This is a genomic window from Acetomicrobium sp. (assembly GCF_059026225.1).
The window spans coordinates 366091-380940 of sequence record NZ_JBWQOQ010000007.1; the positions used below are offsets into that span (position 1 = coordinate 366091).

A 14850-nucleotide genomic window follows, 5' to 3' on the forward strand; every position below is an offset into this window, starting at 1 on the left:
TAAAATCAATAATCAGAGAAGATTAAACGACACGATAAATTCAATTTTTTAGATAAAATTGGGGGGAGCATCCGTGCTAATAAGCATGACAGGACACGGCAGCGCCAGCGGCACGTTTGATTGGGGCATAGTACGTTTGGACATTTATAGTGTAAATTCAAGATACCAAAATATAGCCGTACGCTGCCCTAAGGAACTATATGCATTAGAGTACCCTATTAGAGAAGAGTTGAAAGATCGTTTCAAAAGGGGCAAGCTGACGGTTAGCCTTTACGCCTCATTTGCGCCTGACTTAAAAACTGCGAGAATTAACGGAAACGTCCTTGGAAATTATTTTGAGGAATTGATGTCGATTCATGGCAGGCTTAAACTTCTCGAGGAAATACAGCTTGAAATCTTACTGGACCTGCCGGGCGTTTTAGAACAACCCGAGGTGTGCGTCTTCGACATTTACGACAAAGTCGTTGAAGACACCTTGTCTGTATTAAATGAAGCACTGTCTAAGTGGAACGAGATGAGAAGAATTGAGGGAGATCACATCGCTTCCTTCATCATCCAAACGATCGATAAATACGAAATTTTGATAGCAAACATCGAAAAAGAGTGGGATAATGCTTTTCGTGATGAACTGGAAGAGCTAAAGCGCAAGATTAGCTTGCTTTTGCCTGGCAAAATTCAGGAAGATGAAACTTCCCACTTTGACGGAGTCGCCCTCTTGGCGGACAAATGGGACATAAAAGAAGAGATCACAAGGAGCAAATCTCATATAATAAAGTTTCGTGAGACCCTTAACTCTCCTTCTTCGGAGGGCAAAAAGTTAGACTTCTTGTTGCAAGAGATGTTGCGGGAAATCAACACAATAGCTTCTAAAGTAAAAAACGCGCAGATTCGCTGGTATGTAGTAGAAGGCAAATGTTTGCTTGAGCAAATTCGCGAGCATGTTCAAAACGTAGAATGAGAGTTGATGGAAATGCGCAAGTTAGTTCATGTAGGTTTTGGAAATGTCATTGTAGCAAACAGGATAATAGCCATAATTCACCCCGATTCCTCTCCGGTAAAAAGACTTAGAGATGAAGCAAGGGAAAGAGGCCAATTAATCGATGCAACTCAGGGCAGGAAAACTCGAGCCAGTCATATTGACCGATAGCAACCACGTAATACTTTCGGCCATACAACCTGAAACCATTGCTAGCCGTTTCGAAGGAACGGTTCAGACAGCTCCAAATTATGACCTGTAAAAAAGGGCGCTTGTTTGTCATATCCGGACCCAGCGGAGCAGGAAAGGGAACCATACGAAAGGAACTTTTTAAAAGGGTCCCCGATTTGGTATATTCTATATCCTGTACAACAAGATCTCCCAGAGAAGGTGAAACTGACGGCGTAGATTACTATTTCATAACTCCTGAGGAATTTGCCAAAAGACAACGCGAGGGAAACTTCCTGGAGTGGGCTGTGGTTCACGGCCATTATTACGGAACCCCCGAAAGCGAAGTAATAAAAAACTTGCAAGAGGGAAAAGACGTAATCCTGGAGTTGGATGTACAAGGAGCTATTAACGTAAAAAAGGCCTTTCCTGAGGCTATATTAATTTTCATACTACCTCCATCAGAGGAGGCACTAAAGCAGAGGCTTGTGTCTCGAGGGACAGAAAGTGAGGAATCCCTGAGAATACGCCTTGATAACGCAGCGCGAGAAATGAAGCTGGCAGACATTTACGATCATGCTATTATAAACGACGACGTCGAGCGAGCCGCGGAAGAGCTGGTAGATATCATTATGAGCTATAGGAAAGGAGAACGAGGAAAAATATGATATATGTAGACGTTGATCAAATAATGAGAAAGTATAATATTCCAAATAAATACGTTTTGACCATGATGATCGCAAAAAGAGCGAAGATTTTGAGCGAGGATACCGCAAAGCGCTTGTTTGGAGGAGATGAAGACAAACCCATCACTGCAGCAATCGAGGAAATCAAAAATGGAAAAATTTTGTTTAAGCCAAGGACCAAAAAACTGTAACTGATTTATAAAATTAATAAAAGGATCGATGTCCATGTTGGAATGGAAGTCTAACCGAAGGATCCTAATCGGTATATCCGGGGGTATATCGGCCTACAAGATCCCCGAAATAATCAGGGCCATTAGAAAAAACGGCAATGATGTGGAAGTGATTTTGACGCAATCTGCCACCTCTTTCATCACGCCTCTTACGATATCTACTTTGACAGGCAGAAGGGCATGGCTGGAAGAAGATTTCCTAAGCAATGAGCATGGGTGGGAAATACCCCACATTTCGCTAGCTGATTGGGCTGAAGCTTTTTTGATCGCTCCAGCCACCGCTAATGTTATCAGGCGTGCTGCCCTCGGCGAGGCGGAAACTTTATTAGGAACTGCCATGCTTGCGACAAGAGCTCCTGTCATCTTATTTCCAGCCATGAACGTCCACATGTGGGAACATCCTGCTACACAGCGACACGTAGAGATCGCACGCACGCTTGGCTATACGGTCATTTCTCCTGAAGAAGGAGAGCTTGCTTGTGGATATGAGGGCAAGGGCAGATTGCCCAAGAATGAAATAATACTCGAAGTCCTGTGGAAGGTTTTATCGCCGAAAAAGGATTTGGCCGGCAAAAAAATCTTAGTCACCGCAGGTCCGACGCGGGAATTTATGGACCCCGTGAGATTTTTAAGCAATCCAAGCTCGGGAAAAATGGGCTTTGCCATAGCCAAAACGGCTTGGTATCGCGGTGGCGAAGTTACGTTGATAAAAGGACCTACCTGTATAGAGCCGCCTTACGGCTTAAGAGTAGTAAATGTGACGACGGCCGAAGAGATGTATGACGCCGTATTAAAGGAAAGCGAAAAAACTGACATAATAGTCAAGGCTGCAGCTGTTGGAGACTATAAATTTGCTACAACTTCTGAGCAAAAAATAAAGCGAGAGGGCAAGGATCGCATTCAGGTAACCCTGGAGGAAAACCCCGATATAGCCGCAGAAGTAGGAAAAAGAAAAAGAGAAGACCAAATTTTGGTCGGTTTCGCAGCAGAATCCAACGAACTAATCGAAAACGCAATCTCTAAATTAAACAGAAAAAATATGGACATGATAGTGGCAAACGATATAACAGCTAAGGGAAGCGGCTTTGAGTCTGATACAAATTCGGTCGCCATTATATGCAAAAATGGGCACATGACCAGGATCGAAGGCACGAAGGAGGAAGTAGCCTGGCGTTTGTGGGACGTCATAGAAATGAAGTTCCTGGCTAAAGAAGATGTACGTTGACGTAGTGTTACCGGGCATATGGTGGCACCCTTTGACTTATGCTGTTTCTGAACCTGTAGAAGCAGGCTGTCGAGTGGTAGTTCCAATGGGCCCTCGTCACGGAAAAAGGGTAGGGTTTGTTTTAGCTACAAAAGAAAACATAGAAGACGAAGCAGACTACGAGATCAAAGAAATCATAAAGGTATTGGATCAAACTTCTGTGCTCAGCTGGGAGCTATGGAGTTTAAGTGAATGGGTATCTCGTCAATATCTCTGCAGTCAAGGCGAAATTTTAAAGTTAATGTGTCCGTCATCAATAACAAAGGGGTGCGAAGTCACCGATATTAATCCTTCACCGCAAAAGCCCGCACATAGTTTTTACAGTGAAGAATGTATCTATGAAATCGACGATGAAGAAAGGTACAAACGATACATCGATACAATTGAGAATGTTGGAAGTGGATTAATTTTATTCCCGGAGGAAGCGGTGGCCAAGTCCTTTTGGGACCGCCTTCCAAAGGAAATACAAGAAAGGGCACTTTTATGGCCTTCCGGCGGAGGCAAAAAAACCTTCGATGCCTGGCTAAGGGCAAGGCGCAGGGAAGTGTCCCTAGTCATAGGATCTGTAGGTGCATTATTTGCTCCACTGGCCCCGATAGAACTTGTTTTGATCGAGGAAGAGGCCAGTTATTCCTACACTTTTGTGAGATATCCTTACCTGTCATTACGTCACATCGCAGCAAAAAGAGCCCAAATGTGGGGATCAAGGCTAATCTTTGGCGGACGAATTCCTTCATCCAGGTTGTATCTTTTAAAAAGACCTCAATTGAAACGAAACGTAAGAGACCAGATTCAATTTGCTAACATCAGAACTTCGACAAAGCCGATCCTGCCTAGAATAATCCCGGAACTTCCCATAAGTTCTATGCTTTTAAAAAATTCCCTGGAAGTAATAAACCGCGGAGAAGTTGTGATATGGATTTTAGATCGCAAGGGATATGCCGGAGAAATTTCGTGCGAAGAATGCGGCTGGACAATGACATGTCCCGAATGCGGTAGCTTTTGCAGGATAAGCCAAGGCGAGACGATGTGCTTTTTTTGTGGAAGAAAATCAGAAATACCCACGGTTTGTCCTTCATGCATGTCGAGACTTTTGGTGGGAAGGCGACCTGGCATCGAAGCGCTTTATGAGATTGCCCGCGCTCTTGTTGGAGACGCAGCACCAACATGTAAGTGGTATAAGGAAAAAAGCGGCAAAAAACTTAGGGCTTCGATGTTAAAAGAGCTCGAACACGGCGGAATAATAGTTGGCTCAAGACTGTCTTTATCTTTCTGCGATGACTGTCCTGTTGGATTGGTAGGGTGGATAGATGCCGATGCTGAAGCTAGAAGGCCACAGTATGACGCTCGCTTTGCAGCATTTAGCATGATATGGGAGTCTCGTTTTAGAGGTAAAAATACCGATAAAAGAAAGGTAATCGTTCAATCAAGAAGACCCTATCGAGGATGGCAGAAGGGGCTGCGACTTGGTTGGCAATTGTTCTGGGACGAAGAGCTTAAAGAAAGGTACGAATTAAATTTCCCACCCTTCAACTTGCTCATTGAAATGACCGGTCCCTCAAAAGTTATCGAAGAAGTCTTTTCCCTGCTTGACAAATCAGGGTTTGCCGTGTATAAGCCAATAGCTGACGAAGCTCAATTATGGATCAAAACAAAAGAAATCAAGGTGCTCAGGGAGCTTTTGGAGCCTTATTTTCATATCTCTCGATCAAAAATTGGGTTTCCCAAGGCGAGAATTTGGAGAGATTAAAACGGTGAAGGGAAAGATGGGTAAAAAGGGCAACGTAGTTGCAATAATAGGAAGAACAAATGTGGGCAAATCCACGCTCTTTAACAGAATAATACAAAAACGATTGGCGATAGTTGACGATACACCAGGCGTAACGAGGGACAGAATTTACGCTCAAGTTGAATGGGCTGGTAAGACTTTTTACCTCGTGGACACCGGTGGCTATTCGATCGAAGGAGAACCCCTCTTCGAGATGATGAGCAGACAAATCGATCAAGCAATAGAGGAAGCGAACGTCATCATCTTCGTAATAGATGGAAGAGAGGGCGTTTTGCCCCAAGACGAAAAGATTGCCGAGATTCTTCGTCGAAAAAATTGTAATGTCGTCGTGGCTGTCAATAAAATCGACGAACCCTTGCACGACCACCTTGTGTATGAAGCTTACAGCTTGGGATTTAAGGAAGTAATAGGTGTAAGTGCAGAACACAACAGAAATATATCGGACTTGTTGGATGCCGTGACGGCTTACATTGAAGACGAAGACACAACAGAGCAGGATGAAACAGCGATTAAAATCGCCATAGTTGGAAGGCCAAACGTAGGAAAATCAAGCATATTTAACGCGCTCATAGGAGAAGAAAGGGCCATGGTCACCGATATTCCAGGGACCACCAGAGATTCAATCGATACGGCCATAATCTTTGAAGGGAAGAAATATGTCCTAATCGACACGGCCGGATTAAAAAGAAAGAGCAGGCTCAAAGATGACATCGAATTTTATTCGCTTTTACGGGCAGAACGTTCCATTGACAGGGCAGATGTTGCCTTACTCGTTTTGGACGTCACTGAAGTCATTACAGAGCAAGACAAACGCATAGCAGGTCTGGTTTTCGAAAAGGGCAAGGGGCTTATCGTCGCCTTAAATAAATGGGACCTCTTGCCGGAAGGGCAACCTCGTCTGGGAGACGACATAATAAGATACGTCAAAGAACAACTATACTTTACGAACGATGCACCTATCATCACGACCTCTGCCGTTTCCAAAAAAAACTTGCATAAAATTTTTAACATTTGCGATGATGTTTATCATGGCTGGCAGACCAGAATCCCAACCTCCGCCTTGAATAAAATTATTCGCGACATCCTATCCTTTCAACGACTACCCTCAGACGGCAAGGGGAGATTTTTAAATATCTACTATGTAACTCAAGTAGGATCGGCACCGCCGACATTTGTTTTTTTCGTAAATGACCGAAATATCGTAGATAAACCCTTCGAGCGCAAAATTATAAATGAAATTGTAAAAATTGGTCGCTTCAAGGGCGTCCCAATAAGGGTTTTTTGGAGAAATAGACGTAAAACGGCTTGACCGCTGGGTTTAAACCATCGATAATTGTCGATAGTAGGCTAGATTCATAAATTCGAGGAGGTGCGAAAAATGACGAAAAGTGATATCGTAAACGAAGTCGCAAAGGCCACAGGTTTAACCAAAAAGGATGCAGCCAGCGCCGTTGATGCTTTTGTCAAGTGTGTCGTCGAGGCTCTTTCAAAGGGAGAGGAAGTTCAGATAATGGGATTTGGGACCTTTGAGGTTCGCAACAGAGCTGCCAGAAAAGGCCGGAATCCCCAGAATCCCGAGGAAGTCATCGACATACCTGCAAAAAAGGTTCCTGCTTTTAGGGCAGGGAAGATGTTGAAGGAAGCTGTAAATAAGTAGTCTTATTTTGTTGATAACGTTTTCGAATGACCCTGTTTGCCTATTGATAGTTCTTGAAAATAAGGCCAAAGGATGATAGAATTTTATTACAATGGGCATTGGGTGCAAAGTTTAGGAGAGTGGGCAAATCCCACTCTTCTTTTTTTAAAAAGCAGCCTTCAGTATTAATCAATTTTCGGAGGAAGATCTGCTATGCCGGGAATAAAGGATGAAATGTCAAAAATCGAGGACGAAATAAAAAATTTAGTAGAAAAATTGGGATACGACTTCGTGGGAATGGAACTGGTTCACGAACACGGCAGAATGATTTTAAGGATCTACATAAACACCGCCGGAGGAATTAATATAAAAGATTGCGAAATAGTATCCCGAAGAGTGGGCAAATTACTCGATGCCAAGGAAGAACTCTTTGGCGGGAGATATTACCTGGAGGTCAGTTCTCCTGGCTTAGATGCTCCTTTATTTTACTTAAAGGATTACAAAAATTATAAGGGCAAAATGGTTCGCATTAAAACACACGATCCCATCGGATCGCGCAGAAACTTTAAGGGTAAGATCGTTGATGTATTAAGTAATAATGATATACAGCTACTTCTTGAAGATGATACATATGTATTGATTCCCTTTAAAAATATATCTAAGGCACGCTTAGTGCCAGAAAACAATGACGATAAGTGATCGTCTTTAATGAGGGAGATGAAAGTAGTGGAATTAGGACGAGATTTTATTCGAGCTTTAAAGCAAATAGAAGCGGACAAAGGATTACCTTTGGAAGTGATAATCTCTAGCATCGAGGCTGCATTGGTCTCGGCTTACAAAAAATATAAAGGCACCAATTCGAACGTCGAGATAGAACTCGACTCAGAAAATGGAATTATAAAAATATACGAGATGATGGAAGTCGTCGATACTGTAAGAAACCCGGCGTATGAGATTTCCCTGGAAGAAGCGAGGTCATTGGGCTATGACGTCGATCCGGGAGATATAATCAAAATAGAAGTTTCGCCTCGCGATTTTGGTAGGATTGCAGCTCAAACGGCAAGACAAGTCATCATGCAACGACTTAAAGACGCTGAACGTCAAGTCATATATAACGACTTTTCTGCAAAAATCGGCGAAATCGTAATCGGAGAGCCGTTCAAGGACGAGGAGGGCCAAGTTCTAATTCGAATAGGCAGTAAAGTTGATGCCATACTTCCTCGCGAAGAGCGAATTCCCACTGAAACCTATCGTCCCGGACAGAGAATGAAGTTTTACGTCCTGGATGTGCGCAAGACCTCGAGGGGACCACGCATAGTGTTGTCGCGATCGCATCCTGGGCTCTTAAAGAATTTATTGGAAATAGAAGTGCCAGAGATAAAAGAAGGGGTCATCGAGATCAAAAGCATTGCCAGGGAAGCCGGCGTTAGAAGCAAAATCGCTGTTACCACACTTGACCCAAACGTAGATCCAGTTGGAGCATGTATCGGAGCAAGGGGAAGTAGAATTAAAGCTATCAGCGATGAGCTTGCAGGCGAGCGAATTGATGTTATTATTTGGAGTAGTGACCCAATGACGTATATAAAAAATGCCCTATCACCTGCAAAAGTGGTCAAAGTTGAACCAAGGCTTGACGAGGATAAGGCGGTAAACGTTTACGTTAGGCCGGATCAGCTGTCTCTGGCCATCGGGAAGGGAGGCCAAAATGTAAGGCTGGCGGCAAAGCTCACTGGCTGGAAAATAGATATTCATGTCATGGAACCTGACCGCCTTCCGACTCTTCAAGATCTATTCGAGGATATAGTGAAGGGGGAATTACCCAAAGAATGGGAGATAAAAGAATGAAGAAAAGGAGACGTCCTCGAACTTGCGTAGCTTGCAAAACAGCAAGGCCAAAAACAGAGCTCATCAGAGTGGTAAGATCCCCCGATGGTCGTGTTTATGTCGATCTCACCGGCAGGGGACAGGGAAGGGGGGCTTACATCTGTAGTGCCCGCAACTGCATCGAACTGGCAAAAAAGAAAAACTTGATTTCTCGGGCTCTAAAGGTGGATGTTCCTTTTGAAATCTACGAAGAGTTGTTGCAAAAGCATGAAGAGTTGTTGCAAAAGATAGACAATATTGGAAATGCCAACCAATGATTTTCCAAAGGGGGAATGGCATTTGGGAAAAAGGAAATTAAGGATATATGAATTGGCAAAAATGCTAGACATCAGCAGTAAAGACCTCTTACAAATATTACAAGATCTAGGGGTGGAGGCTAAAAGTCACATGAGCTCCATTGATATGGATACTGCACAAATAATCGAGGAAACATTACGAGAGGAAAAGGAAACAAAACCAAGCAAGCCGGATGTAGAAGCCGTTGCAGTCAAGGAAGCCATAGAGATAAAGGAAGGTTCGACGGTTGAAGTAATAGCAAACCGCCTCGGCAAACCTGCAATGACAATGGTCAAAGAGCTGATAGCAGCAGGCTTTATGGTGCCAGCTAACGCAATTGTAGACGAAAAAATTGCAAACATCATAAGCGAGGTATATAACGTGGACGTAAAGATATCTCCAGCAGACTTAGAAAAAGATATAGAAAAAGACATGGAAAGAAAGGAAGAAGAAATAAAGGCTAAACCGGTCGAAGTGGCGCGACAAACAAAGCCCAGGAAGCTATTGCCTCGACCTCCCATAGTAACCGTGATGGGACACGTCGACCACGGCAAGACTACGCTCTTGGACTACATAAGAGAGACGAACGTTACAGCAAGGGAAGCTGGAGGAATAACGCAGCACATGGGTGCCTCTGTGGTGGAGCATGATGGCAAGAAAATCGTATTTTTGGACACGCCTGGACACGAAGCTTTTACATCGATGAGGGCAAGGGGTGCTAAAGTCACAGACATAGTGGTTTTGATCGTGGCTGCCGATGATGGGGTAATGCCTCAAACTATAGAGGCGTTAAATCATGCTAGAGCAGCAAACACCCCGATAATTGTGGCCATAAACAAGATCGATAAACCCGCCGCAAAACCAGACCGGGTGAGACAGCAACTCGCGGATTTAGGCCTGATTCCAGAAAATTGGGGCGGAGACACGATCATGGTAGACATATCCGCTAAAACCGGGCAAAACGTGGATCAGCTCTTAGAAATGATACTTTTAGTTGCTGAAATGCACGAACTTACGGCAGATTACGATGCAAATCCCGAGGGAGTCGTCATAGAAGCTGAATTGGACAAAGGTAAAGGAGCAGTGGCTACCGTCATAGTTCAGCAGGGAACCCTAAGAAGAGGGGATGTCTTGCTTTTTGAGACCACTTGGGGTCGAGTAAGGGCAATGATCGATCATTTGGGACGTAACGTCAACGAAGTCACTCCAAGCATGCCCGCGGAAATTTTAGGTTTGGAAGACGTACCACAACCAGGAGAGCGATTTGTAAAGGTAGAGGATGAGAAAATAGCCCGCGAAGCCGTAGAGCAATATCTAGAAAAGAAAAGACACCAAGAAATGCAAACCGCAAAAAGGGCGTCTTTTGAAGAACTATTCGAACAGATGAAAAAGGGAGAAAAACCTACCTTAAGGCTCATATTGAAATCAGACGTACAAGGGACTTTAGAAGCAATTAAATCATCGTTGTTGCGACTTTCTGTTGAGGAAGTTGGAATTGAGATAATCCATGAAGGCGTAGGAGGAATAACAGAGTCTGACACGATGCTCGCTGACGCATCAAACGCCATCATAGTTGGCTTTAACGTTCGTCCAGACAGCAACGCGAGAAGATTGGCAGAGCAAAAGGGAATAGAAATCAGGCTCTATCGGACTATTTACGATCTCTTAGATGACGTGAAAGCGGCGGTTGAAGGAATGCTTGCCCCAAGGTTAAAAGAACAAATCCTTGGAGAAGCTGAGATAAGGGCTGTATTTAAAGTACCTAAGGTGGGACAAGTGGCCGGATGCTATGTGCGAGAAGGCATCATAAGGCGCAACGCCAAGGCTCGAGTCATCAGAGACGGGATCGTCGTATGGGAAGGCCCGTTATTGAGCTTAAAACGATTTAAGGACGATGTACGAGAAGTAAGCGCCGGTTATGAGTGCGGAATTGGTTTGGCCGGATTCCAAGACTTGAAAGAAGGAGACATACTAGAAGCTTATGAAATAGTAGAAGAAAAACGACATTTAAGTGATGTTTCATGATAGGCATGCCCAAAATATTTTTAGCGACAATACTGATGACTTTAAGGATACCTTCAGCAGGGAGCCTAAAGGACAGGCGTCATGTCGTAAAATCTTTGATTGATCTTTTGAGAAAAAGGCTAAACGTCTCGGTGACCGATCTAGGCCCGGACAATACTTGGGATTTGGCTTACATTGCCGTAGCATCGGTAACATCTTCCGCTAAGGAGGCTGAAGCCATGCTCGATGCGGTGGAACGCCATGTTCTTTTAGCTGAAGCCAAGAATGGCTTCGAGGTAATCAGTTTCGATCGAGAGGTTGAATGCTATGGACAGGTTGAGAGTTGAACGAGTTAACAAGGAAATAATGAGAGGGATCTCTGAGTTTTTATTGAATAATACTAAGGATCCAGCTCTAAAAAAAGTCGTCATCACTGAGGTAAGATGCACTAACGATCTGAGTTTGGCCAAGGTATATTTCACCTCTATCGATAAATCTGAACTCGAAGAAATCAGCAAGTCTTTGGATAATCTATCAGGAGCTTTAAGCGGAATCATTTGTAGGCAAATGAGGTTGAGGTTCGCTCCGAAACTCCTTTTTGTATTTGACGATAGCGAAGAGCGTGCCCAAAGGATCGAGGCCCTCCTGAACAAAATAGCACAGGGGAATGTTGGGAACAAAGAAGATGATAAGTGATTCGGCCATGAGCAATTCACCTTCACTAAAAGATATTGCTGAAGCTATAACAAAAAAAGACACCTGGGCCATTTTTGTTCATGAAAGGCCCGATGGAGATGCAATAGGATCGGGAAGCGCCTTTTATTGCTGGGGCACGGAGATTGGGAAGAAATGTTTTTGGGGAGGAACTCATCCGGTACCAAGGGTATACGAATTCCTCCCCCACGTTGATGTATATCAGGTGCTCGAAAACATCCCCTACGATTTAAAGAGCCCTGATTCTGCCATAATTGTCCTGGATACGAGCAATTTAGAAAGGTGCGTTGCCGGCCTTGACGACAATAACTTAACGCTCATAGTCAATATCGATCATCATATGGATAATCAAATGTTCGGCCATCTCAACTATGTAGATCCCACCTCTTCGGCAACCGCTGAGATAATATGGGATTTATTTAAAGAAAGCTGGCAACCCATCTCTAGAGATGCGCTGTTAGGAATTTATACTGGCATCGTTACCGACACGGGACATTTTACTTACTCCAATACCACGCCAAAGACACATACGATAGCACACGATGTTTTGAGTGCAGGCATAAATCCAGAAAACATATTCAGGCACATATATGCAAATAGAAGACTATCAGGCTTAAGGCTATGGGGACTTGCCTTCATGCGCGCCTTTTCGTTGTCAGACGGCAAAGCAGTCGTCAGTTGGATCAAGCTCGAGGACTTTGAAAAACTAAACGCCGATCCTTACGATGCTGAAGGGATAGTAAATCAACTTTTGTACGTCAAGGGAGCCACCATCAGTGCTTTACTTACAGAAGGAGAAGATGAAGTACGCATAAGCTTTAGATCTGTCACCGGCATATCCGTAAGGGAGTTGGCTCAAAAATGGGACGGAGGAGGGCACCCACAAGCAGCAGCCTGCAAGCTCTCCCTACCACTGGAACGGGCTTTAGACTTGGTTTCACAAGAGCTTGAGGAATACGCAAAAAATGTCTAAGGCAGGTTTTATTTTAATTAACAAGCCTAAAGGGATAAGCAGCGCCACCTGTGTAAATATCCTCCGCAAAAAGATCGGACGCCGAATCAAGGTCGGACATGCCGGGACTTTAGACATACCGGCATGCGGTTTATTGGTTTTACTCGTAGGAAAGCTAACGCGAACGTCTTCCTACATCATGGAGTTACCCAAAAGATACATTGCAACCATAAAACTCGGCGAGCAAACCGATACCGATGACGCAAGCGGAGAGGTTCAAAACCAGACCGATTGGAAACACGTGAAGGAAGAAGACGTGGATTCAGCTTTGATAAGTTTTCTGGGGCATAGGTTTCAGGTCCCGCCCAATGTCTCCGCTGTATCGATAAGTGGACGGCGGGCATATGACCTCGCCAGGGAGAAAAAATCCTTTGATATACCACCTAGAATCGTATTTATTCAAAGCGTTAAAAGGATAAGCCCCATCACCAAGGAAGGTAAATTAGTACTAGAAGTGGTTTGTTCAAAAGGAACATACATGAGAAGTTTGGCGCGCGATCTCGGCATTACATTAGGTTGCTATGCTCATGTAGCCTTTTTAGAGCGCACCGATATTGGTCCTTTTAAACTGAAAAATGCAATCCCACTTGGTTTTATAGAGAAACTTTCGAGGGAAGAACTGCTAGAGAAGATACTCCCGCCTCAGGAGCTTTTAAAGGGCTTTTGTACTTGCAAGGCGAGCGAGCTTGACGAAGAAACTTTAACAAGAGGCCAAAAACTTTTTCACGTACCGCCAATTAAATGGTGGGGAATTCTCGAGCCGTCGAAAGTTTTTGTGGTCGAGGGCAAGAAATTAATATCCTTTTGCGATATCGAGTGGCGCAAATCAGGTTGTATAATTCAACCTGTTACAAACATTACACTTTAATTTCTTTCGATTCACGATAGAGGTGGTCTAAGGTGATCTTAGTCTTGGGTTCATTTGACGGATTTCACAAAGGACATCAAGCCTTATTTGACGTAGCAAAGGACGCCTCAAACAGGATGGGCCTTCCTTGGGGAGTGTTGACCTTTGTTCCGCATCCTCAAATCATTTTGGGAAATAGGCAATTTGTTCCTCTTTTCACCGACATCGAGAGGGATTACATTGCCTCCTTTTTAAAAATACCTAAAGTTTTAAAAATACCCTTTAATGAAATAAAAGATCTATCACCCGCCGACTTTATTGAAGAGCTAGAAAACCGTTATAAAGCAAGGGGAATCATCGTGGGAGAAAACTTCAAATTCGGCAAAAACCGCACGGGCGATGCTAAATTCCTTAAAAGTTACCTGGCAAAAAAAGGTTGGTTTTTCGCTTCAATTCCTCCTTTGAAAGTAGATGGCACTATTGTGAGCAGCTCTTTGGTCAGAAGGCTCACAAAAAAGGGACACATGCCTGAGACTGAAAAGATGTTGGGATACCCTTACTTTATTATTTCTAAAGTGATAGAAGGCGAGCATAGAGGGCGAAAATTGGGATTTCCTACGGCAAATCTGCTTTTATCGGAGCCTAAGCTCTTTCCACCTCTGGGCGTTTATGCGACAGCGACGTTAGCTCAAGAGCGATGGTGGTGTGGAGCTTTAAATATAGGATACAGTCCAACTTTCGAAAAAGGAGAGGAAATCCGCACCGAGGTATACTTAGACGGGTTTGAAGGCGATCTTTACGGCGAAATGATTATCGTACTTTTTTTAGCACATATTCGGGAAGAGAGGAAATTTGAATCAGCACAGGCACTCATCGCGCAAATGAAAGATGACATAGAGCGAGTAAAAGAAATCTACCGCAGATGGTTTTATGAACATGAATCCTTACTGGTTGCATTGGACGAACATTGGAGAAGCCATGAGTCTTACCTAAAGGTACTGTATTCCACTCAACGTTTTTGACAATATTAGCTCTACTTATGTTTGATCATGTTCGACCCATAGTATTACGCTTTTTGGAGCGTCAGACTACCAAATTCTTGCCTTCGCAAGCTTGAGCTCCTTAAGAAATTCGTTTTCTTCCATAATGTCAACCCGACATTTCGTGAAAAACGCGTTTTTAGGAGCGTCGGCCTCCCTCAATTTTTATGAATTTTTCCCAAAGGTGTTGAACCCAAGTCCACGTTCGTGATAATATTAGTCACGAACTTGTTGGGCCTGTAGCTCAGTAGGATAGAGCGACGGCCTCCTAAGCCGTAGGTCGCCGGTTCGAGTCCGGCCAAAAGCTGTAAATCCAGTTCCTGA

At 43.9% G+C, this 14850-nt stretch carries 16 protein-coding genes, 1 tRNA gene and 1 pseudogene; all 18 read left to right on the plus strand.

Annotated features, from left to right (window positions below):
* Positions 1 to 73 precede the first annotated feature (73 nt).
* The 18 genes and pseudogenes from AC5SXE_RS06150 to AC5SXE_RS06235 all read left to right on the plus strand — a co-directional run bounded on the left by AC5SXE_RS06150 (position 74) and on the right by AC5SXE_RS06235 (position 14833).
* Positions 74 to 958 (plus strand): YicC/YloC family endoribonuclease, encoded by an 885-nt coding sequence (locus tag AC5SXE_RS06150; RefSeq protein WP_493916929.1) that lies wholly within the window; start codon positions 74 to 76, stop codon positions 956 to 958.
* Positions 959 to 970: 12 nt separating this feature from the next.
* A pseudogene (locus AC5SXE_RS06155) lies at positions 971 to 1238 on the plus strand (DUF370 domain-containing protein).
* A complete protein-coding gene (gene gmk / locus AC5SXE_RS06160) occupies positions 1228 to 1812 on the plus strand; it encodes a guanylate kinase (protein WP_303884689.1) in 585 nt (194 codons plus the stop codon). The pseudogene AC5SXE_RS06155 and the gene gmk overlap by 11 nt, the downstream one beginning before the upstream one ends.
* Positions 1809 to 2021 carry a DNA-directed RNA polymerase subunit omega gene (gene rpoZ / locus AC5SXE_RS06165; RefSeq protein WP_303884688.1) on the plus strand — a complete coding sequence of 71 codons (213 nt, stop codon included), beginning with the start codon at positions 1809 to 1811 and terminating at the stop codon, positions 2019 to 2021. Before gmk ends, rpoZ begins: the two co-directional genes overlap by 4 nt.
* Before the next feature lie 34 nt (positions 2022 to 2055).
* Entirely contained in the window at positions 2056 to 3285 is a 1230-nt protein-coding gene (gene coaBC, locus AC5SXE_RS06170; protein ID WP_493916930.1) for a bifunctional phosphopantothenoylcysteine decarboxylase/phosphopantothenate--cysteine ligase CoaBC, read from the plus strand.
* Positions 3275 to 5074, plus strand: coding sequence for a primosomal protein N' family DNA-binding protein (locus tag AC5SXE_RS06175; protein ID WP_493916931.1), 1800 nt, complete (start codon positions 3275 to 3277; stop codon positions 5072 to 5074). Before coaBC ends, AC5SXE_RS06175 begins: the two co-directional genes overlap by 11 nt.
* Positions 5075 to 5078: 4 nt before the next feature.
* The gene (der, locus tag AC5SXE_RS06180; protein ID WP_493916932.1) at positions 5079 to 6422 is read left to right on the plus strand and encodes a ribosome biogenesis GTPase Der; all 1344 of its coding nucleotides are present in this window, start codon (positions 5079 to 5081) and stop codon (positions 6420 to 6422) included.
* A 69-nt stretch (positions 6423 to 6491) separates the two neighbouring features.
* Complete coding sequence (locus tag AC5SXE_RS06185; protein ID WP_303884681.1) at positions 6492 to 6770, plus strand: HU family DNA-binding protein; 279 nt, start codon at positions 6492 to 6494, stop codon at positions 6768 to 6770.
* 192 nt (positions 6771 to 6962) lie between these two features.
* Entirely contained in the window at positions 6963 to 7448 is a 486-nt protein-coding gene (gene rimP / locus AC5SXE_RS06190) for a ribosome maturation factor RimP (protein ID WP_323720492.1), read from the plus strand.
* Positions 7449 to 7475: 27 nt separating this feature from the next.
* Positions 7476 to 8594: a transcription termination factor NusA gene (gene nusA, locus AC5SXE_RS06195; protein ID WP_303884678.1), complete on the plus strand. Its 1119-nt coding sequence runs from the start codon at positions 7476 to 7478 to the stop codon at positions 8592 to 8594.
* On the plus strand, positions 8591 to 8890 hold the full coding sequence (rnpM, locus tag AC5SXE_RS06200) for an RNase P modulator RnpM (RefSeq protein ID WP_303884677.1): 300 nt from the start codon (positions 8591 to 8593) through the stop codon (positions 8888 to 8890). The genes nusA and rnpM overlap by 4 nt, the downstream gene beginning before the upstream one ends.
* A gap of 22 nt (positions 8891 to 8912) precedes the next feature.
* The gene (infB, locus tag AC5SXE_RS06205; protein ID WP_303884675.1) at positions 8913 to 10934 is read left to right on the plus strand and encodes a translation initiation factor IF-2; all 2022 of its coding nucleotides are present in this window, start codon (positions 8913 to 8915) and stop codon (positions 10932 to 10934) included.
* Positions 10935 to 10939: 5 nt separating this feature from the next.
* On the plus strand, positions 10940 to 11260 hold the full coding sequence (locus AC5SXE_RS06210; RefSeq protein WP_303884674.1) for a DUF503 domain-containing protein: 321 nt from the start codon (positions 10940 to 10942) through the stop codon (positions 11258 to 11260).
* Complete coding sequence (gene rbfA / locus AC5SXE_RS06215; RefSeq protein ID WP_303884672.1) at positions 11241 to 11609, plus strand: 30S ribosome-binding factor RbfA; 369 nt, start codon at positions 11241 to 11243, stop codon at positions 11607 to 11609. Before AC5SXE_RS06210 ends, rbfA begins: the two co-directional genes overlap by 20 nt.
* Positions 11581 to 12600 (plus strand): DHH family phosphoesterase, encoded by a 1020-nt coding sequence (locus tag AC5SXE_RS06220; RefSeq protein ID WP_493916933.1) that lies wholly within the window; start codon positions 11581 to 11583, stop codon positions 12598 to 12600. Before rbfA ends, AC5SXE_RS06220 begins: the two co-directional genes overlap by 29 nt.
* Positions 12593 to 13507, plus strand: a complete 915-nt coding sequence (truB, locus tag AC5SXE_RS06225) for a tRNA pseudouridine(55) synthase TruB (protein ID WP_493916934.1) — start codon at positions 12593 to 12595, stop codon at positions 13505 to 13507. The genes AC5SXE_RS06220 and truB overlap by 8 nt, the downstream gene beginning before the upstream one ends.
* A 32-nt stretch (positions 13508 to 13539) precedes the next feature.
* Positions 13540 to 14508, plus strand: coding sequence for a riboflavin biosynthesis protein RibF (ribF, locus tag AC5SXE_RS06230; RefSeq protein ID WP_303884667.1), 969 nt, complete (start codon positions 13540 to 13542; stop codon positions 14506 to 14508).
* A gap of 256 nt (positions 14509 to 14764) precedes the next feature.
* A tRNA-Arg gene (locus AC5SXE_RS06235) sits at positions 14765 to 14833 on the plus strand.
* Positions 14834 to 14850 lie beyond the last annotated feature (17 nt).